24 protein-coding genes, 1 tRNA gene and 1 pseudogene are annotated in these 22639 nt (G+C 59.5%); 11 read left to right on the forward strand and 15 right to left on the reverse strand.

Annotation, left to right across the window (positions count from 1 at the left end; genetic code table 11):
* Positions 1-83 precede the first annotated feature (83 nt).
* Genes BLL36_RS03905 through BLL36_RS03915 form a run of 3 tightly spaced genes read left to right on the forward strand, consistent with a single transcriptional unit; the run spans position 84 to position 3619 of the window.
* Positions 84-1277, forward strand: coding sequence for a CaiB/BaiF CoA transferase family protein (locus BLL36_RS03905; RefSeq protein ID WP_076950165.1), 1194 nt, complete (start codon positions 84-86; stop codon positions 1275-1277).
* On the forward strand, positions 1274-2227 hold the full coding sequence (locus tag BLL36_RS03910) for a hydroxymethylglutaryl-CoA lyase (RefSeq protein WP_076950166.1): 954 nt from the start codon (positions 1274-1276) through the stop codon (positions 2225-2227). Before BLL36_RS03905 ends, BLL36_RS03910 begins: the two co-directional genes overlap by 4 nt.
* Before the next feature lie 60 nt (positions 2228-2287).
* On the forward strand, positions 2288-3619 hold the full coding sequence (locus tag BLL36_RS03915) for an MFS transporter (protein WP_076950168.1): 1332 nt from the start codon (positions 2288-2290) through the stop codon (positions 3617-3619).
* On the opposite strand, the gene BLL36_RS03920 is transcribed toward BLL36_RS03915, so the two are convergent.
* The gene (locus BLL36_RS03920) at positions 3620-4108 is read right to left on the reverse strand and encodes a DMT family transporter (RefSeq protein WP_076950169.1); all 489 of its coding nucleotides are present in this window, start codon (positions 4106-4108) and stop codon (positions 3620-3622) included.
* Positions 4109-4185: 77 nt separating this feature from the next.
* Here BLL36_RS03920 and BLL36_RS03925 point away from each other — a divergent pair, with 77 nt between their 5' ends.
* Positions 4186-5109 (forward strand): LysR family transcriptional regulator, encoded by a 924-nt coding sequence (locus BLL36_RS03925; protein ID WP_394329470.1) that lies wholly within the window; start codon positions 4186-4188, stop codon positions 5107-5109.
* 92 nt (positions 5110-5201) lie between these two features.
* Positions 5202-5729, forward strand: coding sequence for a DUF4142 domain-containing protein (locus tag BLL36_RS03930; protein ID WP_076950172.1), 528 nt, complete (start codon positions 5202-5204; stop codon positions 5727-5729).
* Between the two features lie 52 nt (positions 5730-5781).
* On the opposite strand, the gene BLL36_RS03935 is transcribed toward BLL36_RS03930, so the two are convergent.
* The 5 genes from BLL36_RS03935 to BLL36_RS03955 form a co-directional block, all read right to left on the reverse strand.
* Entirely contained in the window at positions 5782-6207 is a 426-nt protein-coding gene (locus BLL36_RS03935) for a low affinity iron permease family protein (RefSeq protein ID WP_076950173.1), read from the reverse strand.
* A 106-nt stretch (positions 6208-6313) separates the two neighbouring features.
* Positions 6314-6814 carry a methylated-DNA--[protein]-cysteine S-methyltransferase gene (locus tag BLL36_RS03940; protein ID WP_076950174.1) on the reverse strand — a complete coding sequence of 167 codons (501 nt, stop codon included), beginning with the start codon at positions 6812-6814 and terminating at the stop codon, positions 6314-6316.
* Positions 6815-6905: 91 nt separating this feature from the next.
* Positions 6906-7316 (reverse strand): type II toxin-antitoxin system HicB family antitoxin, encoded by a 411-nt coding sequence (locus tag BLL36_RS03945; RefSeq protein WP_076950176.1) that lies wholly within the window; start codon positions 7314-7316, stop codon positions 6906-6908.
* A 22-nt stretch (positions 7317-7338) separates the two neighbouring features.
* Positions 7339-7521: a type II toxin-antitoxin system HicA family toxin gene (locus BLL36_RS03950; protein ID WP_012722731.1), complete on the reverse strand. Its 183-nt coding sequence runs from the start codon at positions 7519-7521 to the stop codon at positions 7339-7341.
* A gap of 168 nt (positions 7522-7689) precedes the next feature.
* A complete protein-coding gene (locus BLL36_RS03955; protein ID WP_076950177.1) occupies positions 7690-8583 on the reverse strand; it encodes a LysR family transcriptional regulator in 894 nt (297 codons plus the stop codon).
* A gap of 95 nt (positions 8584-8678) precedes the next feature.
* Here BLL36_RS03955 and BLL36_RS03960 point away from each other — a divergent pair, with 95 nt between their 5' ends.
* Entirely contained in the window at positions 8679-9842 is a 1164-nt protein-coding gene (locus BLL36_RS03960; RefSeq protein ID WP_076950178.1) for an MFS transporter, read from the forward strand.
* Between the two features lie 318 nt (positions 9843-10160).
* Entirely contained in the window at positions 10161-10400 is a 240-nt protein-coding gene (locus BLL36_RS03965) for a DUF6124 family protein (RefSeq protein ID WP_076950179.1), read from the forward strand.
* An 80-nt stretch (positions 10401-10480) separates the two neighbouring features.
* Here the strand turns inward: BLL36_RS03965 and BLL36_RS03970 are convergent, their stop codons facing one another.
* From BLL36_RS03970 to BLL36_RS04005, 8 genes and pseudogenes are all read right to left on the reverse strand, one after another.
* Positions 10481-10786, reverse strand: a complete 306-nt coding sequence (locus tag BLL36_RS03970; protein ID WP_076950181.1) for a DUF6482 family protein — start codon at positions 10784-10786, stop codon at positions 10481-10483.
* 94 nt (positions 10787-10880) lie between these two features.
* Positions 10881-11246 carry a BrnA antitoxin family protein gene (locus BLL36_RS03975; protein ID WP_076950182.1) on the reverse strand — a complete coding sequence of 122 codons (366 nt, stop codon included), beginning with the start codon at positions 11244-11246 and terminating at the stop codon, positions 10881-10883.
* 3 nt (positions 11247-11249) lie between these two features.
* Positions 11250-11531: pseudogene (locus BLL36_RS03980) on the reverse strand (BrnT family toxin).
* A 269-nt stretch (positions 11532-11800) separates the two neighbouring features.
* A tRNA-Gly gene (locus BLL36_RS03985) sits at positions 11801-11874 on the reverse strand.
* 93 nt (positions 11875-11967) lie between these two features.
* Positions 11968-12852, reverse strand: a complete 885-nt coding sequence (locus tag BLL36_RS03990; protein ID WP_076950184.1) for an alpha/beta fold hydrolase — start codon at positions 12850-12852, stop codon at positions 11968-11970.
* 112 nt (positions 12853-12964) lie between these two features.
* Entirely contained in the window at positions 12965-13657 is a 693-nt protein-coding gene (locus BLL36_RS03995) for a pseudouridine synthase (RefSeq protein ID WP_076950185.1), read from the reverse strand.
* Positions 13657-13869 carry a cysteine-rich CWC family protein gene (locus BLL36_RS04000; RefSeq protein WP_076950187.1) on the reverse strand — a complete coding sequence of 71 codons (213 nt, stop codon included), beginning with the start codon at positions 13867-13869 and terminating at the stop codon, positions 13657-13659. Before BLL36_RS04000 ends, BLL36_RS03995 begins: the two co-directional genes overlap by 1 nt.
* Before the next feature lie 83 nt (positions 13870-13952).
* The gene (locus BLL36_RS04005; RefSeq protein WP_076950188.1) at positions 13953-15575 is read right to left on the reverse strand and encodes a methyl-accepting chemotaxis protein; all 1623 of its coding nucleotides are present in this window, start codon (positions 15573-15575) and stop codon (positions 13953-13955) included.
* Positions 15576-15838: 263 nt separating this feature from the next.
* On the opposite strand from BLL36_RS04005, the gene BLL36_RS04010 reads away from it, so the two are divergent.
* Positions 15839-16201 carry a hypothetical protein gene (locus BLL36_RS04010; RefSeq protein ID WP_076950190.1) on the forward strand — a complete coding sequence of 121 codons (363 nt, stop codon included), beginning with the start codon at positions 15839-15841 and terminating at the stop codon, positions 16199-16201.
* A gap of 54 nt (positions 16202-16255) precedes the next feature.
* Here the strand turns inward: BLL36_RS04010 and BLL36_RS04015 are convergent, their stop codons facing one another.
* Positions 16256-17368 (reverse strand): enoyl-CoA hydratase/isomerase family protein, encoded by a 1113-nt coding sequence (locus BLL36_RS04015; RefSeq protein ID WP_076950191.1) that lies wholly within the window; start codon positions 17366-17368, stop codon positions 16256-16258.
* Positions 17369-17502: 134 nt separating this feature from the next.
* On the opposite strand from BLL36_RS04015, the gene ung reads away from it, so the two are divergent.
* From ung to BLL36_RS04030, 3 genes are all read left to right on the forward strand, one after another.
* Positions 17503-18195 carry a uracil-DNA glycosylase gene (gene ung, locus BLL36_RS04020; protein WP_076950193.1) on the forward strand — a complete coding sequence of 231 codons (693 nt, stop codon included), beginning with the start codon at positions 17503-17505 and terminating at the stop codon, positions 18193-18195.
* Positions 18196-18407: 212 nt separating this feature from the next.
* Positions 18408-20429 (forward strand): hypothetical protein, encoded by a 2022-nt coding sequence (locus BLL36_RS04025; RefSeq protein WP_076950194.1) that lies wholly within the window; start codon positions 18408-18410, stop codon positions 20427-20429.
* 193 nt (positions 20430-20622) lie between these two features.
* Positions 20623-22584: a hypothetical protein gene (locus tag BLL36_RS04030; protein ID WP_076950196.1), complete on the forward strand. Its 1962-nt coding sequence runs from the start codon at positions 20623-20625 to the stop codon at positions 22582-22584.
* The last annotated feature ends 55 nt before the right edge of the window (positions 22585-22639 follow it).

A 22639-nucleotide genomic window follows, 5' to 3' on the forward strand; every position in this document is an offset into this window, starting at 1 on the left:
CTCCTTGCCAACTGACGGTTGGATTTCCTGGGCGGCTGTCCTCTAGCCTTGGCCGTACATTCCAAGAATAAGAGGTACACCCCATGACGGCTCCCCTGAGCGGTATCAAGGTGATCGAGATCGGCACGCTGATTGCCGCGCCGTTCGCCGCCCGGCTGATGGCCGACTTCGGCGCCGAGGTGATCAAGATCGAAGCCATGGGGCAGGGCGATCCGCTTCGCAAATGGCGAAAGCTGCACGAAGGCACGTCGTTGTGGTGGTACCTGCAGTCGCGCAACAAGAAGTCGCTGGCGCTGGACCTGAAGTCGCCTGAAGGCCTGGAGCTGGTCAAGCAACTGCTGAGTGACGCCGATGTGCTCATCGAAAACCTGCGCCCCGGCGGCCTGGAAAAACTCGGCCTGGGCTGGGACGTGTTGCACGCGCTCAACCCCAAGCTGACCCTGGTGCGCATCTCGGGCTACGGCCAGACCGGCCCGTATCGCGACCGTCCGGGCTTCGGTGCCATCGGCGAGGCCATGGGCGGCATTCGCTACACCACCGGCCACCCGGATTCGCCGCCGGCGCGGGTCGGCGTGAGCCTGGGTGATTCGCTCGCTTCGCTGCACGGCGTGATCGGCGCGTTGATGTCATTGTTGCGCGTCAAGACTGGTCAGGGTGATGGGCAGATTGTGGATGTGTCGCTGGCCGAAAGCGTGTTCAACCTGATGGAAAGCCTGGTGCCGGAATACGACATGCTCGGCCATGTGCGTGAACGCAGCGGCGGCGCCTTGCCCGGCATTGCACCGTCCAATACCTACCTGACCGCCGACGGCGCCTACGTGGTGATCGCCGGCAACAGCGACCCGATCTACAAACGCCTGATGACCGCCATCGGCCGTGTCGACCTGGCCGACGCCCCCGAATTCGCCCACAACGATGGCCGCGCCGCCCAAAGCGGTTTGCTCGATGCCGCCATTACCCACTGGACCAGCAGCTTGCCCATCGATCAGGTGCTCAGTGCCCTGGAAGCGGCGCAAGTGCCGGCCGGGCGTATCTACTCGGTGGCCGATATCGTCAGCGACCCGCATTACCAGGCGCGCGATATGTTGCTTAATGCCCAGTTGCCCGGCGGCGTGTCGGTGAAGATGCCCGGCATTGTGCCCAAACTCTCGGACACCCCCGGCGGTGTGAACTGGCAGGGCCCGAGCCTGGGCCAGCACACGGATGACATCCTTGGCGACCTTGGCCTGACGGCTGCCGATATTCAACGCCTGAAAACCTCGGGAGTGGTGCAATGATCACCGACTATGGCGACCCGCTGATCGTGCAGGAAGTGTCCCCGCGCGACGGCCTGCAAATCGAGCCGACCTGGGTCGAAACGGCTGACAAGATTGCCTTGATCGACCAGCTTTCCCTGGCGGGTTTTTCGCGGATCGAAGCCGGTTCATTTGTATCGCCCAAGGCCATCCCGGCGTTGCGCGATGGCGAGCAGGTGTTCCATGGCATTGAGCGCAAAGCCGGTGTGATCTATGTGGCGTTGATCCCCAACCTCAAGGGCGCGCAGCGTGCCATCGAGTCCCGCGCCGATGAGTTGAACCTGGTGATGTCCGCCAGCCAGACGCATAACCTGGCCAATATGCGCATGCGCTGCGAGGCCTCGTTGGCCGCGTTCGCCGATATCACACGCTTCGCCGCCGACCATCCGGTGCGCCTCAACGGCAGCATCGCCACCACGTTCGGTTGCCCGTTCGAAGGCAAGATCGATGAAGACCGTGTGCTGCACATTGTCGAGGCGTATCAGCAACTTGGCATCCAGGGCATCAGCCTGGCCGACACCACGGGCATGGCCAATCCGCGTCAGGTGGAGCGCCTGGTCAAGCGTGTGCTGGAGCGCGTATCCGCCAGTGACCTGACCCTGCATTTCCACAATACCCGCGGCCTCGGGTTGTGCAATGTGCTGGCCGCTTACGAAGCCGGGGCCCGCCGGTTTGACGCGGCGCTTGGCGGCTTGGGCGGCTGCCCGTTTGCGCCAGGGGCGTCGGGCAATATCTGCACCGAGGATTTGGTCAACTTGTGTGACGAAGTTGGCATCCACACCGGTATCGACCTGCCGCACTTGCTGCAAATGTCCCGCCGCTTGCCGGCCCTGCTGGGTCATGAACTGCCGGGCCAGGTGGCCAAGGCCGGGCGCAATTGTGACCTGCACCCACCACCGGGCCACATAGCAGGTTCTATCGCCACGCTGTAACGCCCTGCCAGACAACAAAAACAATCGGACGCCCTGTGAGCAGTCCGCTGGAGAGAAACCATGAGCACTAATACGTTGGAGGCCGGCATGCGCCCGGCTGCTGAGATCACTGCCGAAAAAGCCCTGGTCAGCAAGGTCGCCTGGCGCCTGATGCCGCTGATCATGGTGTGCTACCTGTTTGCGTTTTTTGACCGGATCAACATCAGCTTCGCCAAGTTCCAGCTGCAAGCGGACCTGAGCCTGAGCGATACCGCCTATGGCCTGGGTGCCGGGTTGTTTGTGGTGGGCTATGTCATCTTCGAAGTGCCGAGCAACATGATGCTCTACAAGGTCGGCGCCCGGCGCTGGATCGCGCGGATCATGATGTCGTGGGGCCTGGCGACGGCGGCCATGGTGTTTGTCACGGCGGAATGGCAGTTTTATGTGCTGCGTTTCATCATCGGTGCGATGGAAGCGGGTTTCGCGCCCGGCGTGTTGTATTACCTGACGTTGTGGTTCCCGCAACACTTCCGTGGGCGGATCACGTCGATGCTGTTCCTCGCGTCGGCTTTTGCCGGGCTGGTGGGCGCGCCGTTTTCGGGGTTGGTGCTTGAGCATCTCGACGGCGTGCTGCAGATGCGTGGCTGGCACTGGCTGTTCCTGCTCGGCGGCTTGCCGTGCGTTGGCCTGGGCTTTCTGGTGTTGACGTTGCTCAAGGATCGCATTGAAGACGCCCAGTGGCTGAGCCCGGCGGAGAAGACCTTGTTGGCGAGCCGTATCGCCAAGCATGAGCCGAACCAGCATGGTGGCTCGCTGTTATCGGCGATCCGCATTCCTGGCTTCCTGATGCTTGGCTTTATCTACTTCCTGATCCAGGTGGCGTCGTACGGGCTCAATTTCTGGGCGCCGCAACTGATCCGCAGCGCCGGCACCCAGAGCCCGGTGATGATTGGCTTGCTCACGGCGATTCCTTACGTGTGCGGCGCGATCACGATGGTCGTGATCGGGCGGCTGTCGGACGCTACCGGTGAGCGTCGCAAGTTTGTCTGCGGTCTGGTGGTGCTCGGCGCGCTGGGGTTCTTCAGCGCCGGGATCTTTGCCGACCACACCACCTTCCTGATCATCGCATTGGGCATGTTGGGCGCCGGCATCATTGCCTCTATCCCGACCTTCTGGACCCTGCCACCCAAGTTGTTGGCCGGCGCGGGGGCAGGCGCGGCCGGCGGTATTGCGGTGATCAATACCCTCGGTCAATTTGGTGGCATTGTCAGCCCGGTGATGGTGGGGCGGATCAGGGACCTCACCGGCAGCACCACGCCGGCGCTGTACGTGATCGGTGTGTGCGCGCTGCTGGCCGCGGCGCTCCTGCTGTGGGGGTTGCCGCAGAAGCTGCGCACTCTGGACAAGGGCTGATCAGCCAGCGGTTGCCAATGCGCGGGCGGGCGTGGCGCTGAACTGAATCAACACCACCCCGCCGATCAACAACAACGCCCCCAGCACCCGGGGCGTTGTGAGTTGGCGCTCAGCCAGTCCGAACAGGCCGAAGTGATCCAGCACCAGCGACGCCAGGATCTGCCCGGCCATGGCCAGGGCGATAAATCCCGATGCGCCCAGCTTTGGCAGCAACATTAACGCCAGAGAAATAAAGCACACGCCAAACGCGCCCCCCGCCCACATCCACAGCGGTGCCTGGGTGATAAACGCCAGGCTCGGCAACGGCAAGCGCAGCGCCAGGATCACCGGCAGCAATACGATGATGCTCACCAGCAGCGAAGCCAGGGTGGCCCATAACGGATGGCCGAGCCCGCGCCCGAGGTTAGCGTTGATCGCGCTCTGAAACGGAACCACCGCCCCGGCGAGGGCCGCCAGCGCCAGCAAACCTACCCAATGCAACGTCGTCATGTCAGATCTCCCAGAGGTTTTGCTGGACTCTAGGCTATTCGTCGTGCAAATTTAAATTCCAAATTATTATGCCGGGCATGCAGCCGATGAATGATCTGCGTCGCATCGACCTTAACTTGCTGGTGATCCTCGACGCCTTGCTCAGCGAACAACACGTCACTCGCGCCGCCGAGCGCCTGTACCTGAGCCAGCCGGCGGTCAGCCACGCCCTGGCGCGTTTGCGTGACCTGCTTGGCGATCCGCTGCTGGTGCGCCAGGGCGGTAGCCTGGTGCCGACCGCTCGCGCACTTGAGTTGGCCACGCCACTGGCTGAAGCCCTGGCTCAGGTGCAGGCCCTGCTGGCGCCGAATCGCTTTGACCCTGCTTCAGCCAAGCGTAAATTTCGTGTGGCGATGTCTGACTACAGTGCGGCGATTTTCCTACCCGACCTTGTGCGTACTTTGCGCAGTGAAGCGCCGGGTATCGATCTGCAAATCATCCAGGCCAGCCGTGAAGGCATGGTGGATGGGGTGCTCAATGGCGACCTCGACCTGGCGGCGGGTGTCTTCCCCGACCTGCCCGCCGAATTGCGCACGACGCCATTGTTCGAAGAGCACTACACCTGCCTGGTGGACCGCAACAGCCTGCCGGCAAGTGGCACGCTGGACCTGCCGACTTACCTGTCACGCCCTCATGTATTGCTGGAAATGCGCGGCAGCGGCACACCGGAAATCGAGCGGGCGTTGACGGCGATTCGTGAGCGGCGGCATGTGGCGGTCAGCCTGCCGCATTGGAGCGTGGCGCCGCAGTTGATTCAGGGTACCGACCTGATCCTCACCGTCTCGTCCCGAGGTTTGCTCAATATCGATCACAGGCAATTGATGGCGGTACCGCCGCCGTTTCACATTCCATCATTTGCGTTCGAACTGGCCTGGCATGCGCGGCGGGGTGGAGATGCGGGGTTGCAGTGGTTGATCGGGCGGGTGCAGGGAGGGCTTGAAGACGACCGCTCGTCGTACTAACAAGTTTTTTCTAAACCTTTACCGCCCTGAAAATTCCAATTGAGGGCGGGGTGTGCTCTCCCGCCCTTATTTTCAGCCTGGAGGAACCCATCATGAGCCGCATGGCTATCCGGTTACGCACCGCCAGTTTCGCGATGCTGCTGGGCCTCGGCGCCAGCAGTGCTTTCGCCCAGTCGCCCGCTGAATTCATCGAGCAGGCTTCGGCCAAAGGCATGGCCGATATTGAAACCAGTCGCATGGCCCACGCCAAAACCTCGTCCCAGGAGATCAAGGACTACACCATCGAGGTGATCAACGAGCGGACCCTGGCCAACCAGCATCTGGCAGCCATCGCCAAGAAGCTCGACCTGCCCGTGGCACCGCGGGAGAAGATCGTCGATAAAGCCGAAACCCTGATGCCCGAACTCAAGGACGGCGACTCCTTTGACGCGGCCTACACCGCGCAGCAGGTGAAGGAAAACGAAGACGCCATCGCCCTGTTCAAGCAGGAAGGCGCCGCGTCGAGTGTGCCGGAAATAAAGGCCCTGGTGGACGAGACGCTTCCGAAGTTGGAAGAGCGTCTTCAGAAAGCCCGCGCATTGGCCTCGACCTACGGCAAAGGTCATCAAGGCGACGGTTAACACTGTATCGAAATGAAAAACGGCGGTTGGATCAGCTCCAACCGCCGTTTTTTTATGCCTGGTTCAAATCGGTTTTAGTCGGCGCGGCATCGTCTGCGGCAGGCCCACAACTGCTGTTGAGGTTCACAGTGCCGGCTTTGCCGATGGCGCGGTATTCCTGGCGCAGTTTTTCCAGTTCCTTGCGGTCCAGGCCATCCAGGCTGAGCACGGCATTTTGCGCATCCTTGGACACCCGCAATAGCTCGTCGATCTTGATGTGCAGGATGTCATTGTCGCGGTTCTGCGTATTCTGGATCAGGAAGACCATCAGAAAGGTGATGATGGTAGTCGAGGTGTTGATGATCAATTGCCAGGTATCGTTGTAGTGGAAATAAGGCCCGCTCAAGCTCCACGCAAGGATCAACGCCACCGCCGCGTAGAACGTGCGTGGGCTGCCGGCCCAGCGGGACAGGGATTGGGAGACTGCGGAGAATTTCATGACCGTTTTTCCTCTTGAAGGGGTGATGAAATAATGGACCGCAGGGACTCTTTGAAATTTCTTTTTACATTTACCCCCACGACAGCGCTCTACATCGCCTACCGCCTTAAAAGGCCAGTTCGGCCTGACCGAAGCCTTCGAGCGCCAGCAGATACTGCTTGGCTGCCAGGCCCCCGGCGAACCCCGTCAGCCCACCCGATGCGCCGATGACTCGGTGACACGGCGCAATGATCGAGATTGGGTTGCGCCCATTAGCTGCGCCCACTGCGCGTACCGCAGTCGGGTTGCCGATCTGTCGGGCAATCTGGCTGTAGCTGCGGGTTTCGCCAAAGGGAATCGTCAGCAACGCTTGCCAGACTTGTTTCTGGAACGCGGTGCCGGTGAAGTCCAGTTCCAGCTCGAAACGGTTGCGGCTTCCGGCAAAATACTCTTGCAACTGGCGTTCGGTTTCCACTAGCACCGGGTTGCCATTGGCCTCGCGCAATTCACCCAGGCGCACACGGTTGGCGCGCTCTGTTTCCCACAGGATGGCGCCGAGTTTGTCATTGCGCGCGACCAGGGTAAGTTGGCCGACAGGGGAGGGCATGAGTTTGTATTCATAGGGCACGGCGGGCTCCTGAGGGTGGGTGCGGTTGAAGTCTGGAGCGGTAGGCTGATCTGCAAACTACGTTTCTTGCGGTCAAGTTCAACCTGACTGATCACCCCTCCTGCTGCAACACCTTGAGCGCCGCCGACGCAAGGAAACCCGAGCGGCTTTTTTCTTCGGGGTGGTGCAATACATATTCATCGATGCGATTGAGCAGGTACCCAGGCAGCGTGATATTGAGCTTCTGCGCCTTGCCCAGGTACTTGGTGACATCGATGTCCACCACGGCCCACGTGCAGCCTGCGTATTGGGGGTTGGCGGCATGCAAGGTGACCTTTTGCGCGCTGGGAATCGGCGCACCGTCTTCCGCGAGAAGCTCGAAATGCCCCTCGATGGCTTCGCGGGCCATCGCCATGGCGTCGTCCAGATCGTCGCCGGCAGAATAGCAGCCCGGAATATCCGGCACCTCCACGCCCCATGCGTGGTCTTCGTCGCCGGTTGAAATTGCAATCGGGTAAAGCATGTCTGTTGTCCTCCTCGGACGGTTAACTCAACAGAGCCTGTTTCAAAATGCTCTTGGCTGTCTTGTCCAGCAGATCCTTCTTTGGATGAGGAATCGTTACCAGCCCCGGTTTCGTCGGATGCTTGAAGTGGTGATGACTGCCTCTGATGCGCGCCAGGTACCAACCGTCCGCAACGATGTGACCTATCAAATATCGGCTATCCACAGCACCTCCTTGTGGTGTGTGATGGTGGCGACTATAACCACTGGATTAAAATTATCAACACTCTACCTACCGGTGGTCGATGACCAGCAGTTCGATAGGCGGTAAATGCAGTGTATGAGCGGCCAGGAATGGCGCCGCAGAGAGGTATTGCGGGGTTTTACGAAGGCGTTACCGGATGTGTAGGGATCGCGCAATGACGGCGAGAAAGGCATCAACCAGAACACTTTGTGTTTCAGTTCGGGTCAGTACCAACAGCTGCGCACACGCATCACGCTCCACCAACGGCCTGTACGTCACGCCTTTGTTCATCAAGCTCTGCGTGCATTCCGGCACCAACGCCACCCCTTGCCCAGCCGCCACCAGCGCAATGATCGAGGTGATCTGCCGTCCGGTTGGCCCTGGGCGCAGGGGCAGCCCGTGGCGCCGGTAAAGCTGTTCGATGGATGTGTTGAGCCCAGACCCATAGTCGGCAGGAAACAGTATCAACGGGTAGGCGCTGAGCTGTGCCAGGTTGACGCTTGGCTGACAGGCCAGCGCACTGTCGCTGGACACGGCGGCCACCAGCCTCTCTTCGCCCAAGGACAGCGCTTGCACCTCTTCACCCTGCGGCGACAGGCGACTCAATCCGATATCCAGCCGCCCATCCGCCACCTGTGCGCCGAGGCTGCCGGAGGCGCACTCCACCAAGGTCAATTGCACATCGGGAAAGCGCTGGGCAAACGCCTGGATCGCCTGGCTGAACAGGTCCGACAAGGCAATCGAGCTGACGTAACCCAACGTCAGTTGCCCGGCGGTGCCCGCAGCCAGTTTGCCGGCGATCACCTGCGCCAGTTCCACCTGCTCCAGGACGCCGCGCGCATAGGGCAGGAAGGACCGGCCTTGCGCAGTGAGCGTGACCGTGCGGCTGGTGCGATCGAACAGCTTGAAGCCCAGCTCGCTTTCCAGCGCCGAGATCTGCCGGGTCAGTGGCGGCTGGGCAAGGTGCAGGCGAATGGCCGCGCGACCGAAATGCAATTCTTCGGCGACCGTCAGAAAGTAGCGCAGCTTGCGTAGGTCGAGCATCCTGATCCTTGGGTATCAATCGGTCCGAAATCGGTATTGGTTTTAGGCCCGCCGGCCATTCTATAAAGCCCTCACAAAATAAAACGAGAGGTTTCATGAAACCGCGCCTGCATTGTGCCCGCCTTGCCCTGTTCCTGTGTGGCTGCGCGGCGTTTCTCAACCTCTATGCCACCCAGAGCATTCTCCAGACCTTTGCCACGCAGTTTCAGGTCAGCGCCAGGACTGCGGGGTGGAGCATCACCGTGACCACGTTGGCCGTGGCGATCACTGCGCCTTTTGTGAGCCGGCTGACCGGGCGTTTCGAACAGCGCACGGTGATCAGCGCAGCGGCATTACTGCTGGCGGTGCCTGCACTGATGACCGCCTATGCCGACAGTTTTGCCGAAGTACTGGTGTGGCGGTTTGTCGAAGGTATGTTGATCCCGGTGGTGTTCGCCACCAGCGTGGCGTATATCGGCGACCGCTGGAGCGGCGGGACGGTGACGGAGGTCACCAGCCTGTATGTGGCGGGCACGGTGTTGGGTGGGTTTGCCGGGCGCTTTGTCACGGGCGTGATGACGGAGTATGTGGGCTGGCGCGAAGCCTTTGAATTGCTCGCGGCGCTGAGCCTGATGGTGGGTGGCTTCATTCAGTTCCTGCTGCCTGTGAGTCGTGCGCGAACGAAGCGGGTGGGTAATTTCTGGACGGGAGTTTTTCGCAAACCCTTGCTGGCCGCTTATGCAGTAGGTTTTTGCGTACTTTTTTCCCAAGTCGCAGCTTTTACCTACGCAGGTTTGTACCTGGGACTACCTCCGTTCAACCTCGGGCCTGCGGCCTTGGGTACGCTTTACATGGTGTTTCTGCTGGCGTTGATCGTGATCCCCATCGCCGGTCGCATCAGCAAAGCCCGGCCCCATGCCGAGCTGCTGAGCGTGGCCGCGGTGCTGGGCATTTCCGGCTCGACGTTGACGCTGGTGCCATCCTTATGGTGCATCGTCGTGGGCCTGGCCCTCAGCTCCACCGGCGTATTCCTCGCCCAAGCGGCTGCCAACGCGTTCACCGCCGCGACTGCCCGTGACAACAAAGCGGGTGTCGTGGGCGTGTACCTGACGTGTTACTACCTGGGCGGAAGTTGCGGTGCCATTGTTCCGGCGCTGATCTGGGAGCGTTGGGGCTGGGCCGGGTGTGTGGTGTTGATTATTGCTTTTCAGGTGTTGACCCTGCTGATCGCCCTGACGGGTTGGAAGCCCGCTGAACCTGAACGGGGCCAGGCGTTGTGAAGGCCACTGGCGCGTGTTTTGAACCTTGCGGCATTGCCTACACAACGATCAGAATCGTCTGAGTTGTGCGCCTTGGGCGACCTCTTTAAGGTTCGTCTGCCGCTGCCCATCAGCGGTCGGGTTTAGTAGCCCGTTGAAAATTTATCCGGCGTACGGCTGTCCTTATCGTCAGGCACTTTCATGCCTGTACTTATGGTAGTTGTACGTAGGGCGTCTTCGGGCGCGCCGGTTTTTTCGGATGAATTTCCCCGGTCTACTAACCTGCGTACAGCTGCCACCCTAACCCTTCGGGTGGCGGTCCTTACCGAGGATCAACAGATGTGTAATGACTCATGTAATCCATCCGTAAAACTGTTCAGCGTCCGTCCCGAAGCCAACACCGAAGCGTTGCTCGCCAACGCCTACGAAACCATCGCCGGCGCCGGAGCGATGACCAATGAGTTTGCCGAAACCCTACCTTCCCAACAGCGCTACCTGGCCCTGGCCATCCAGCAAATGATCGAGTTGGGGCTGATGCTGGTGGAAGCGGCGCAAGACCGCGTGGACCGCGCCGCGTAAGTCATTTCGCGCAGTGCCCAGGCTTGCCTTCCCAGGCCGCCCATACCAAGGGGGAGGGGAGCCAAAAAACGCCACGCGCCTTAAAGGGACGAGGCCAGCGTAAACGGAATGCGCAGGGCGCCGATCGGCCCTTCTCGAACGCCGCACATTTCATCGTGCGCGCACTGCTGCACCAGCACGCAGGGAAACGGCGGGACCCGTTGCAACAGGGCGCGCAAATGCGTGGTGGAGCCGATACGCAGCGGCTTGGCATCGTCGCCCAGCAACGTCACCACGCCGTGATCGAGCCTGACGCGCGCGATGTAGAAGCCACCCTCCAGCGACAGCAGCTCCAGCTCACGAACCTCTCCTTTTACCGCTGATTCAGTCAGCATGTGCACGTTCATGATTCACCCGCGTTATACAAGCGGCTATAAAAGGCGTTTCGCAAAGCCCGCTGTCTGGAAGTATTGCTTTCTTTTTCCCGGTCGCAAACCTGGATCAAGTGATTTTAGCCTTTTGCCGAGATGGCTTTTGCGTGCCCAGCACACGATTCAGTTCGCCAGCCACAGCGATCAGTTGCTGCTCAAGTGCTTCCACCTCGGTCACGCTGATACCGTCGTTAATAACCTGAAGCGTCTTTGTCTTTTTTTGTGGGGCTGGCGCCAAGTTGTGCGCGTCCTGGGAAATCAGTGCTTGGCGCAACAGATTGTTGATCACTGTCTGATAGCCCGTTCCAGCCTGTTCCGCTCGAGAGCGAGCGGCACTGATCACCGCATCGTCGAGCATGATCGTGATACGGGTTTTGCCCTTACTGCTCGCGATAGCGCCGCGCTTGGCGGTGCTGAAGTCATATTCATTTTTCATGGTTCAAACCTCCAGGTACTGGCATCGTTCATTCTTGGTGGCGAGCCTTGCACTGATCAAACGTACGAAGTTTGGATCCCGGTACGTATAAGCCACCACCAAGATCCGTCCCTCGGCATCTTTGCCCATGATGACCCAGCGCTCTTCATCATGATCGCGATCCGGCATGCTCAACGCTGCTTCGTCGTAGAAAACAAGTTCTGCATCGGACAAGCTGATGCCTCTGTGCTTTCGCTGGTTGGCGCTGTTTTTTACTGCGTCGTATTAAATCCTGAATGTTTTCATTATGCATATTTTATATGTATAGGAAAGCGTTTGAGCCGAGGGCCGGTAGGTGAGGGGTTCAGCTTGACAAGATCGCCGTCACGTTTGCGCGCGTAATCGGCGATACGTTGGGTATGAGGATTCTGTTTCGATTGTCGGAAGACGGGAGTCTCAATCGATATGCTGGGTGTGGCCGGGGTTTGTTCAAGACGTGCTGAAAACCCCTTACTGAGGGGGCTGGTCGCTGAGGGCGTGGGGGATGATGCGGTAAACGAGGGGAACGCAAAAAGTGGAGCGGGTAGAGGGAATCGAACCCTCAACTAAAGCTTGGGAAGCTTTCGTTTTGCCACTAAACTATACCCGCTAAGAGCGGCTGACTTTGTACCAGATGTTCGCCGTGATTTGAAGTTTTTCTTCAAAAATCTGTAGGTTGCTCGCGCCAGCAGCGCATAGCGCTTCAAAGGGCAAAGGCCTGCTGCGTCTGGCCCTGTTGATAACGCGAGCGACTGATCTGCCGCTGCCCCGTCAAGAAGCCCACCACCGCATCCCGGCTGTCCCGGCACGCCGCCTTGTGCTCCATGTCCAGAAAGTGCCCGGTGGCCTGGATGGTGCTGAAGCTGCTGTTCGCCACATGCTGGCCAAACAGCTTGGCATCCTGGGCACTGGTGTACTCGTCCCATTCGCCGTTGAGAAACAACACCGGAATGTCGATCTGCCTGGCTGCCCTGAGGTAGCACGAGCGATCGCTGTTCAACACATGGCTGATGTGAAAACGAATCTGCCCGTATTCGTGCTCGGCCAGGCTGCTTACATGTTTGTGATTAAAGCGTTTGAACAGCGACGGCAGATGTTTGCCGAGGGTGCTGTTGACCAGGTGCCCGACGCGGTCGCGGTCGAGGTTGCCGAGGTAGTCGACGCCGCGTTCAAGGTAGTCACGCATCGGTGCGTTGATCACCGGTGAGAACGAACTGATCACCGCCTTTTCCACGCGGCGAGGGCGGTGGGCGAGGGCGACCAAGGCTGCAGCGCCGCCCCAGGAGAAGGACAGCACATGTTCGGCGGCGAAGTGGTCGATGAGCTCCAGCAGGATCTGGCCTTCGACTTCCTTTGTCAGCATCTGCTCATGGCGGTTATGGATTTTGGAACGGCCAGCGTAGGGCTGGTCGTACAACACCACATTGAACTGCGGGTGCAGGCTTTTCACGGTCTGGCCGAAGGACGCCGTGGTGGCCATGGAGCCGTTGACCAAGATGATGGTCTTTGCAGCAGCGTCCGCGCGATAGCACTCCGTGTAAACCCGATACTGACCCTGTATATCCAACACTGCGATTTCTGGCCTCATGTCGTCAGACTCCTGGCAAGCGGGTAGTGCGCGCAGATCACTTTGCACGTGCTTTATGACAGGTAGGCATACGCCTGGGAGAGGGAGGGCGGCGTGGCGTTCCGAACGGTCGTCAGATTTGCCGGATTTCTTCGTCGGTCAGCGTCCGGTACTCGCCCGGTGCCAGTTCTGCGTCCAGCACCAACGGGCCCATTCGCTCGCGATGCAGGCTGACCACCTTGTTGTTGAAATGCCCGAACATGCGTTTGACCTGATGATAGCGCCCTTCGATGATGCTCAACCGCGCAGTCCTCGGCCCCAGCAGCGCCAGCTCGGCGGGTTGGGTGGTGAGGTCTTCAAACGCAAAATACAGGCCCTTGGCAAACGTTGTTGCGTACTGCGCGCCAATGTCCTGCTCGGTCCCTACGAGGTAGACCTTGGGCAACTTGGTCTGCGGTTGCGTCAGGCGCCGCGACCACTGGCCATCGTTGGTGATCAGCATCAGGCCGGTGGTGTTGAAATCCAAGCGTCCGGCGATGTGCAGTTCGGCCTTGTCCGGCTCATCCAATAAGTCGAGCACGGTCGGGTGTTGCGGATCCGCCGTGGCGCTCACGCAACCCTTGGGTTTATTCAGCATGAAATAACGCGCGGGTTTACCCGCTTGCAGCACTTGGTTGTCAACGCATACATGGCTGAATTCGCGCACCTCATGATGAGGATCGCTGACCGCCACGCCATCGACCCACACCCGCCGTTCAACCAGCAACAGGCGCACTTGCCTGCGATTGAACCGCGGCAAATTACTGAGGAAGCGATCCACCCGCATTACGTCGGCTCAGCCCCACGCAATTGCTCATCGGCCTGGGCGCAACGCGGGCACAAACAGGCTTTATTGCGCAGCTCGGGGGGCAGCGCTTGGAGCACGGCCTTGTCGATGGTGACGCTGTAGCACCAGCACGCCTGGTCGACGGTACGTGGGTCGGCCAGGGTGCAGTCGTTGCGGCCGCCGCAGGCGGGGCAGAGGGTTGGCGTGGTCATGGTCGGTTCGGGCCGGATCGGGCAAGGTTGCGCAGATGCCCTGCGTGCCGTGCACGATACAGGGCCGGCCCGGCCCAGGCTACTCAGAGCTGGAACTTGCTGACCAATACATTGAACGAGGTGGCCAGGCGCGACAGGTCCTGGCTGGACGCATTGGTCTGGTGGGCACCGGCGGCCGTCTGGCTGGACAGGTCCTGGATATTCAGCAGGTTGCGGTCCACTTCACGGGCAACCTGGGCCTGCTCCTCCGAGGCCGAGGCGATCACCAGGTTGCGCTCGTTGATCATCGCCACGCTGGCGGTGATCCGCTGCAATGCCTGGCCGGCATTCTGTGCCAGGGTCTGGGTGTTGTTGGCCCAGGTCAGGCTCTTGTTCATCGCCGCCACCGCTTCATCGGCGCCGGTCTGGACTTCACCGATCATCTTCTCAATGTCGACGGTGGATACTTGCGTACGGTGGGCCAGCGCCCGCACCTCATCGGCAACCACCGCAAAACCCCGGCCCTGCTCACCTGCACGGGCCGCTTCGATGGCGGCGTTGAGCGCCAACAGGTTGGTCTGGTCGGCGATGCCTCGGATCACATCGATCACCTTGCCGATTTCCCGCACCTGTCCGGCCAGATCGGCCACCGATTGCGTGGAGTCGTTGATCTCTCCCACCATTGCACTCATGCCGGACACGGCCTGTTCCACTTGCAGGCGGCCGTCCTCGGCTTCGGTGGTGGCCTGGCGCGACGCTTCCGAGGTGGAGACGGCGTTGCTCGCCACTTCGTCCACGGCGGCGGTCATCTGGTTGACGGCGGTGGCGGCTTGTTGGATTTCGTCATTCTGGCGCGTCAGGCCGCGGCTGCTTTCATCGGTGACCGCGCTCAACTCTTCGGCGGCAGAGGCCAACTGGTCGGAGGCGTTGGCGATTTCCACGAGGGTACTTTTCAAGCCGCCCTGCATATCCGACAGCGCCATCAGCAGTTGCCCGGCTTCGTCGGTGCGCTCGGTGATGATGGCCTGGGTCAGGTCGCCCTGGGCAATGCGTTGCGCGCTCTGCACGGCCTGGGCGATGGGGCGGGTGATCAGGCGAGTGATCAACACGCCAACGGTGATGGCAATAATGAAGGCCAGGACGATGCCGCTGATCATCCACGTCAACGCACTGGCGCGCAGCGCGTCGGCGGCGATGGCGCCTTCCTTGATCTGACGGTCATTGGACTCGATCATCATGCGGATCAGCTCGCGCGCCTGCCGGAAGAGTTCATTGTTGGTGGTGTTGAGCAGGGTACGGGCCTGGTCGACCTGGCCGCCGTCAAGCAGCGACATGATGCGTTCGGAGCTGCTGATGTAGGTGGGCCAGATCTGGTCGAGTTTGTCTCCCGCCGCCCGTTCGTCGCTTTCCAGCGGCGTTGCACGGTATGTTGCATACGCCGCCTGGCTACGCTTGAGCTCGTTGGCGGTGTCCTGGCGCACGCGTTCGCGGTCCTGGGACGCAACGTCGCCTTTGCTGGCGTCCATCAACCGGTACAGGCCGCGGTTATGGGCCACCAGGCCGTTGAGCGTGGTGCCCGTGTTACTGACGGAAACCAGGTTGTTGGAGAAGGTCAGCTCCAAGGCGGTGGCCAGGCGCACCACCCCTTTGATGCCCAGCAGGCCTACCCCGAGGGTGACCACCGCGCACAGGAGAAAAGAGAGCAGCAGTTTGGTTGAGATTTTCATGCGGTCGAGTCCGACAATAGTTGCGAAGGGCGCACGCTAGAGCCTCCCTGGCTTCGTGCGATATCATAGTGACATCATCGCAATTGATAAAGTTGCTCGCCAGGAAAATTTACTGAATCGATAAACCTGGCGTAGATGTATCAAGCTGTTGCTAGAACGCACCAGATTCTGTTTTTGATGTCAGATACTTCGTCATTCAGTGAAAGCTGAATGCCGCACTCCAGCGTCGCTGGAGGTGCTCTTCCGCGGTCCAGGAGGCCGCCATGTATCGACGACTGCTGCTCAGCGCTTTACTCGGTCTGACCCTTTGCGCTTGCGTTCCCTATTACGAAGGAGGCCAGAGTTATTACCGTTCCGAGGTCTACACCTCTCCGGCGCCGGTGTATTACTACGGCGGTGGCACCGCGTACCCGTACCGCCGGGACTATTACCCCGCGCCACGCTATTACGCGCCGCAACCACGCTATTACTCCGCGCCGCGCTATTACCAGCCGGCACCGCGCTACTACGGGCCACGCGCGGGTTATCGGCCTTATCCGAACCAGGGGTGGGGCGGTGATCGGTGGGGTAACGGCGGACACGGTCGCGGTTCAGACCACGGACGAGGGCGCGGCGGTCACCGCTGAGTCCCACCTGAAAAAGCGGCGCTTGAAGCGCCGCTTTTTCATAGGCGAACTTAATCAGTAATCAGACAGGTCCGCCAAGGGATGGCGGCCTTCCCATGCCTTGCTGAAGTGCGCCTGTACCACAGCCTGCGGAATCGTGTTGATATCCGGCCAATGCCAATGGGGCGTCTGGTCCTTGTCGATCAACCGCGCGCGCACCCCTTCGCTGAATTCCGGGTGACGGCAGCAATTGAGGCTCAGCGTGTATTCCATCTGAAACACCTCGGCCAGGGACAGGTGCCGGGCACGCTGGATCTGTTCCCACACCAGGTGCGCGGTCAGCGGGCAGCCTTCGCTCAGCGTCTTGCCGGCACGGCTGAACAATGGATCGGCATGCTCGCGCAGTTGGCTCAGTGCCCGCCACGCACACCGCACATCGCCCACATCCAGCCATTCGTCGATCTGCTGGCGTCGCGGCAGCCATTGCGCTTGCGGCTGCTGGCCGACGGCTTCCTGCGCCAGTGCCTTGAACAGGCTATTGAGTTGCATCGAGGTCTGCTCCTGCCAGTTCAGTTGCAGCAGGCCGTCGAGCAGTTCGTCTTGTTGGTCGTCGCGCAGGAAGCGGTCGGCCAGGCCCAGGTCCAGCGCGTCTCGCCCGTTGATGTGGGCCCCGGTCAGGCCCAGGAATAACCCGAGTTTGCCCGGCAGGCGCGACAGGAACCAACTGGCGCCGACGTCTGGATACAACCCGATACTGATCTCCGGCATGGCCAACCGGCTGCTCGGCGTGACGATGCGCACCGACGCACTTTGCAGCAGGCCCATGCCGCCGCCCAGCACGTAGCCGTGGCCCCAGCAGATCAAAGGTTTTGGGTAGGTATGCAGGGAATAGTCCAGGCGATACTCCGCCGCAAAGAACTGTGCGGCCAGCGCCGGTACGGTGCCTGGTTGTTCCCGACACGCTTGCGCCAGGCTACGCACTTCGCCACCGGCGCAAAACGCCTTGGAGCCATTGCCGCGCAGCAGCACGCAGACGATGTTCGGGTCTTTGGCCCAGGTATCCAGGCGTTCGCTCAAGGCCAGGATCATCGGCAAGGAGAGGGCATTCAGGGACTTTTCAGCGTCGAGGCTGGCGATGCCGATGTGGGCACCGTCGCTGCCGGTCAGCTCTTCGAAGTGCAGGTTCATCGTGACCTCAATCGAGAAGGTGGAGGATGAGTATGATCGCTTGGCAGGAAAGTGCCGGGGTGTGTCAGATCAATTGACAAGCGGGGTCGGCTTTCCTAGGGTTCGCCTCATTCTTTTTACAAGACAATTGAACCATGACCGAAGAAGACCGTATCAAACTCGAACCCAGCTGGAAACACGCCCTGCGCGATGAGTTCGACAAGCCTTACATGGCCCAGTTGCGCGAGTTCCTGCGCCAGGAACACGCCGCCGGCAAAGAAATCTACCCGCCCGGCCCGCTGATTTTCAACGCGCTCAATTCCACGCCACTGGACAAAGTGAAAGTGGTAATCCTTGGCCAGGACCCGTATCACGGGCCCGGCCAGGCCCACGGGCTGTGCTTCTCGGTGCAACCGGGCGTGCCGGCACCGCCGTCGCTGGTCAACATCTTCAAGGAGCTCAAGCGCGACCTGAATATTGACATCCCCAACCACGGCTGCCTGCAAAGCTGGGCCGATCAGGGCGTGTTGTTGCTCAACACCACCATGACCGTCGAGCGCGCCAATGCCAACGCCCATGCGGGCAAGGGCTGGCAGTTCTTTACCGATCGGATTATCGAGGTGGTCAGCGAACACCAACCGCACCTGGTCTTCCTGTTGTGGGGCGCGCATGCCCAGAGCAAGCAGAAGCTGATCGATGCCACCAAGCACCTGGTGTTGACCTCGGTGCATCCGTCGCCGTTGTCGGCGTATCGCGGGTTTCTGGGCTGTGGGCATTTCAGTCGCACCAACAAGTTTCTTGAGCAAAATGGCGAGACGCCGATTGAGTGGCGGTTGCCGCCTGTCTGATGATTATGAGGGGACAAGCCCCTACCGCTCTCGCAAGTCATTGTTTGAAGGTGCTTTGGACGTCCGCGCCATGGAAGCCAAGCACTTCAGGCCCGTCCCTACCTGTTAGATCTGACAGTATCCGTTTCGATTTCAATCGCATTAACTCTTCTCTCTGGCCTCTGGAACCGATGGCCAATGACCCTCACTGAGGCTTGCCGAGGAGAGTAGACATGCCAAATCCTGAACCCATTGGGGTGACAAACGACGGCACCCTGGAGTTGCATGCACCGCTGGCGCCTGACTCGCTGGATCTGATGCCTGATGATGTCGGTCGGAAAATACCTGTGACGGTTCAAAGCACGGGACTGCGCGTTGAGGTGCCTGAGCTCCCGCCTGGCAGTGATGTTCTCGATCCTGGCGATATAACGGTGTTCTACTGGTATTGGGATACGACTCTGTTTGCGACCAAAAGGCTGGAGGCGCCCTACGACGAGTCCGACCTGCCTGATGTCGATGCCGTGGTGCCTTCACATCTAATGGATGTAGCTGGGCTGCATAGCTTGAGATACGGCGTGGTCTTGAGAGAAAGCAGCAGCAATCCCACCGTTTCCTCATTCATAACCCTGTTGGACAGCGACAAGGAAGGCCCGAATCGGGGGCAGCGCGGATCGCGGCTGCGGTTTGCTGCGGTGATCGATGCCGAAGGTGTCACGGACGAATACCTGGATAATCCAGCCAATGGAGATCGGGTGATTGGCACCATCGATCCCCTCTGGTTGGACGCCCGTTTAGGCGACATTGTCACGGGGTACCTGACCCAATTGCCCTTCCGCAAACCTGCGCGCAAACGTAACCGGCGTCTGGACGTTGTTGCCACGACAGTGATCACGCAAGAGCACAAGGACGGGATTCGTCCCGTCGAGTTGCATTTCCGCGGTGACGATCTGCGCAGGCTGAAAAATGTCGAGTACAACGCCCACTATTATCTGAAGGACCGCTCGGGCCGCGAGTCTGGACCCTCTCTGACTGCCCCTCTATTGATCAATTTGACGCCGACGCCCACCGAGCTGCGTGCTGTTCAGATACCTCAATTGGCAGACGGCCTGATAAACCTCGATGACGCCCGTGAAAAGCCAGATGGCGTGTACATGCAAATCCTCCAAGTGTTCGGTGCGGCAGCGGGAGATTTTCTGCATCCTTTTTGGGACCGTATTGAGCTGTCCTCTATCAGGATTGCCGAGATTCAGGCGTGGCCTATCAACGTTCCTATTCCGTATTCAAAGTTGGCTAGTGGCGGTTATGAGTACACACCCGGAGTGATACGAGCGGAATACAACTGGCGACGGGGGACTGCGCCTGCGAGGCCTTCTGTTACCCGGTTTGTTCCGGTCGACCTGACCGTGGCAGGGAATGTGAGCCCTGATAACCCAGACCCGATCAACCGCTTGCTGCCGGTGGTGACCGTCAAAGGTAGAGATGGTGATAACCAGTTGAGCGTGAATGATGAAGGGCTACAGGTACGTGTGGTGACCCTTCTATACGACGATCCGAAACCGGGTGAACTGCTGGAGTTGATGGCGGGGACCCTTGCGACACCTATTGCTGAATATGAAGTAAAGCTGGGGGACAAAGCCGGGAAGCAAATCGAATGGTTTGTCGAGTGGGCAATCATCGAGCTTCTGGGCGGCGGGCTGGTTCCGTTCTTTTATTGGACCTTCAACGGCGTTAACAGGCAGCGGGCGCGTGATACGCAGGTGTTGATCAATATCATCCCTATCGTGGGGTTGAAAGACCTGGAATACGTCGGGGTGACCTACGGCCCAGGCCCGGATGCCGGGTTCATCAGTTGCCCTTTGCGGCCATGGGTCAACGGCGTGGGCGTCAAGATTCCCGGAGACGAAAGCCGGTTAGCCTGGGGCGATGAAGTGAAATTGCACTGGGCCAGCTATGCGCATCCCGCCGGCTTTTCCGGTGCGGTCATCCCTGAAACCATCCATACCTTTACGCACACGCTGACCGGGAATGAACACCGCGACGGATATACCTTCCAGGTGCCTTTCGTGCCGTACATCAAGGCGCCCGGTCTGGTAGAACCCGCGCCGGGCAAGACTGAACCTCGACATGGCTCGGCTGTGTCGCGCTATCAGGTCATCAAACCCGTGGGCGCTGGCATGGGCTACTCCGGTCGCAGGTTGGTGTACATCAAGTTGACTCGGCTGGCTGGACAACCGCCGTGTCTTTCGGATGATTAAAACGCTGCGTAACTGTCAGGTTTGACAGTTACGCATCCCTCTAAAATTCCATTTAATGAGCGAGACGTCATCAGGTTTGTGAAGCCAGACCAGTTGAAAGTCAGTTGTTTTTTCGAGCAATAACACCCGGGTGTGTGGTCAAGCATTCTTTGTATACCCGGACAGATACCTATCCCAATCAGGAGTTGGAGTCATGTCCAGTAACACACAGAAACCCATCAACAAAAGCAGCGATCAAGAGCAAGGGCCTATGGAAGAATGGGCGGACCCCACCCCCAATCCTGAATTTTCGCCCGCAGCGGTTATCGACGGCCTTCTCCCTGCGATCGCGGGTGATAACCACCGTGATGTGGTGCCCCGGGCGATGCAACAGGCGGGCTTGGTGCTAAGAATAGGTCCTTGGGAACGCGGACTTTTTAATCTGTTCGAGCCGCTCACGGTATTCGTGAATGGCCGCCCTGTATTCATTACCAGCTTTGACACGGATGTCCCTCTACCTGACCCAGTGGTTGTCGACCTGGGGGTTCAATCCACTTTGCAGGAAAACGGGCTGAAGGACATCGGCGTCCATGTCCTTAATGCCAGCGATAACGACATCAACTACAACATCAGGCGAGTGTATGTGGATGCGCGGGATCCGAATGGCAATAGACAGCCCGCCCCGATTGAATTTGAAGACTATGGCACGGAATTGACTCCCGCAGATCTGGCGGGGAAGCTGGGTCTTGAATTCACCATTCCCGAACCTGCAGAGCGGCGGGGCGGGGACACGTTCAGTGTTCACGTAGACACCTTCACGGCGTACATTGAGGATAATGTCCCCCTGACTGGCCCTATAACGGGAATCATCCCCAGTGCAATGATCCTGGCACGCGCCGGTGTAATCCCGGTTACCTACAGGTTGAAGGATCGTTCAGATAACCCGACGGATCTCTCTGACCCGGCCTATGTGCGCGTCAGTCTCAACAACCCGCCGGTATACGGTCCTATCAGCGTTCTGGAAGCGCCGTTGGTCAACAAAGAAGAAGCCCGTAATGGTGCAACAGTACGCCTGCAAAGCATTACAGGTCACTTGCCCACGGATTTCCTGAGAGGAATGTGGGGAACGGTAGAGATTTATAACAAAGCCATCGGCTCGACCGGTGGGCCGATTGATATTCCCGCTGTTTATGCTGACATTGCGGTTGGCGGTAGTTTTTACACTGCGGATATTCAGCTGTTTGTGGATCGTATTAACAGCCCTACCTTCCCATCACCCATTGTTCAAGTGGATGTCAACCTGCGTGAGCCAGGTGACAGCCAAAACCCCGGCCCAGGGCCTGAGGACTCGACGCTCCCCAAACCCGTACTGTTGGGTGGCGGGCCTTTGCCGCGTCCAGACAACCGTATCTCTGACAAGGACCGGGGCTTTGATGCAACGGCTACTCTAGCGTTGCCTGCAGGATTGACAGTGGGTGACTTCATCGACCTGATCTATGGCCCCAACGCAGATGTTGCGTCCACTTACACCGTCACAGGCGCGGAGCCAACGGGTTTTCAGGTGCCTTTTACCGTTACCTGGACACTCATCGAGTCGCTTGGCAATAACCCGGCTCTCCCGATTTATTGCAAGGTCCGGGACGCCGTCAATTACAAACACACCCCGACTCAAAACGTGGTGGTAGAAATTTTCAATCTGGCGGGGCTGGCCGACCCCATTTTCAATAATGCACAAGCCTTGTCATCCCATCCTCATGCCACGTGGTTTATCAATTGCACACGCAGCCCATGGTTGAACGTTCCAATCAAAGTCCTGGACCCTGCGATACTCAAAGTGGGGGATAAGGTCACGGTCGAGGCCTACCGGTACGCCTATGTCCCCGCTGGTACGCCTATCGGTGCGCCTATTGGTGATCCTGTGAAAACTGCTGAGTTCGACATCGACAGTACCCATGTAAACCTGGGCTTGATCGTGCCGTTGGATTTGAATGCCTGGTTTAAGGACTACACGGGTACTCAAGGCCGGGGTTATGTCGGTGTGCGCTGGACGCTCTTGCGGCCGTCCACAGATGATCGTGGGCATTCCATGGAAGTCAGGGCACTTTGGGATCTGGTTGCTTCTGGCAACCCACCCACTTGTGTGCCAGGGGCGACACGCCGTAAAGGGACGCTCTGATTAACACGGCCCCGTTCGCCTCTGTGAGGCGATGGGGCCTTTTACTGCAATACCT

It is taken from the genome of Pseudomonas cedrina subsp. cedrina, assembly GCF_001983175.1.
Classification (GTDB): domain Bacteria; phylum Pseudomonadota; class Gammaproteobacteria; order Pseudomonadales; family Pseudomonadaceae; genus Aquipseudomonas; species Aquipseudomonas cedrina.

What these genes read in the sequence shown, in the direction of transcription:
- BLL36_RS03905 (WP_076950165.1), top strand. Translation starts at nt 84, where the DNA reads ATGACGGCTCCCCTGAGCGGTATCAAGGTGATCGAGATCGGCACGCTG.
- BLL36_RS03935 (WP_076950173.1), bottom strand. Translation starts at nt 6,207, where the DNA reads ATGAAATTCTCCGCAGTCTCCCAATCCCTGTCCCGCTGGGCCGGCAGC.
- BLL36_RS04015 (WP_076950191.1), bottom strand. Translation starts at nt 17,368, where the DNA reads ATGAACCTGCACTTCGAAGAGCTGACCGGCAGCGACGGTGCCCACATC.
- BLL36_RS03965 (WP_076950179.1), top strand. Translation starts at nt 10,161, where the DNA reads ATGTGTAATGACTCATGTAATCCATCCGTAAAACTGTTCAGCGTCCGT.
- BLL36_RS03975 (WP_076950182.1), bottom strand. Translation starts at nt 11,246, where the DNA reads ATGAAAAATGAATATGACTTCAGCACCGCCAAGCGCGGCGCTATCGCG.
- BLL36_RS04000 (WP_076950187.1), bottom strand. Translation starts at nt 13,869, where the DNA reads ATGACCACGCCAACCCTCTGCCCCGCCTGCGGCGGCCGCAACGACTGC.
- BLL36_RS04005 (WP_076950188.1), bottom strand. Translation starts at nt 15,575, where the DNA reads ATGAAAATCTCAACCAAACTGCTGCTCTCTTTTCTCCTGTGCGCGGTG.
- BLL36_RS03945 (WP_076950176.1), bottom strand. Translation starts at nt 7,316, where the DNA reads ATGCTTTACCCGATTGCAATTTCAACCGGCGACGAAGACCACGCATGG.
- BLL36_RS03915 (WP_076950168.1), top strand. Translation starts at nt 2,288, where the DNA reads ATGAGCACTAATACGTTGGAGGCCGGCATGCGCCCGGCTGCTGAGATC.
- BLL36_RS03995 (WP_076950185.1), bottom strand. Translation starts at nt 13,657, where the DNA reads ATGCGGGTGGATCGCTTCCTCAGTAATTTGCCGCGGTTCAATCGCAGG.
- ung (WP_076950193.1), top strand. Translation starts at nt 17,503, where the DNA reads ATGACCGAAGAAGACCGTATCAAACTCGAACCCAGCTGGAAACACGCC.
- BLL36_RS03930 (WP_076950172.1), top strand. Translation starts at nt 5,202, where the DNA reads ATGAGCCGCATGGCTATCCGGTTACGCACCGCCAGTTTCGCGATGCTG.
- BLL36_RS03910 (WP_076950166.1), top strand. Translation starts at nt 1,274, where the DNA reads ATGATCACCGACTATGGCGACCCGCTGATCGTGCAGGAAGTGTCCCCG.
- BLL36_RS03970 (WP_076950181.1), bottom strand. Translation starts at nt 10,786, where the DNA reads ATGAACGTGCACATGCTGACTGAATCAGCGGTAAAAGGAGAGGTTCGT.
- BLL36_RS04010 (WP_076950190.1), top strand. Translation starts at nt 15,839, where the DNA reads ATGTATCGACGACTGCTGCTCAGCGCTTTACTCGGTCTGACCCTTTGC.
- BLL36_RS04030 (WP_076950196.1), top strand. Translation starts at nt 20,623, where the DNA reads ATGTCCAGTAACACACAGAAACCCATCAACAAAAGCAGCGATCAAGAG.
- BLL36_RS03955 (WP_076950177.1), bottom strand. Translation starts at nt 8,583, where the DNA reads ATGCTCGACCTACGCAAGCTGCGCTACTTTCTGACGGTCGCCGAAGAA.
- BLL36_RS03920 (WP_076950169.1), bottom strand. Translation starts at nt 4,108, where the DNA reads ATGACGACGTTGCATTGGGTAGGTTTGCTGGCGCTGGCGGCCCTCGCC.
- BLL36_RS03960 (WP_076950178.1), top strand. Translation starts at nt 8,679, where the DNA reads ATGAAACCGCGCCTGCATTGTGCCCGCCTTGCCCTGTTCCTGTGTGGC.
- BLL36_RS03990 (WP_076950184.1), bottom strand. Translation starts at nt 12,852, where the DNA reads ATGAGGCCAGAAATCGCAGTGTTGGATATACAGGGTCAGTATCGGGTT.
- BLL36_RS04025 (WP_076950194.1), top strand. Translation starts at nt 18,408, where the DNA reads ATGCCAAATCCTGAACCCATTGGGGTGACAAACGACGGCACCCTGGAG.
- BLL36_RS03925 (WP_394329470.1), top strand. Translation starts at nt 4,186, where the DNA reads ATGCAGCCGATGAATGATCTGCGTCGCATCGACCTTAACTTGCTGGTG.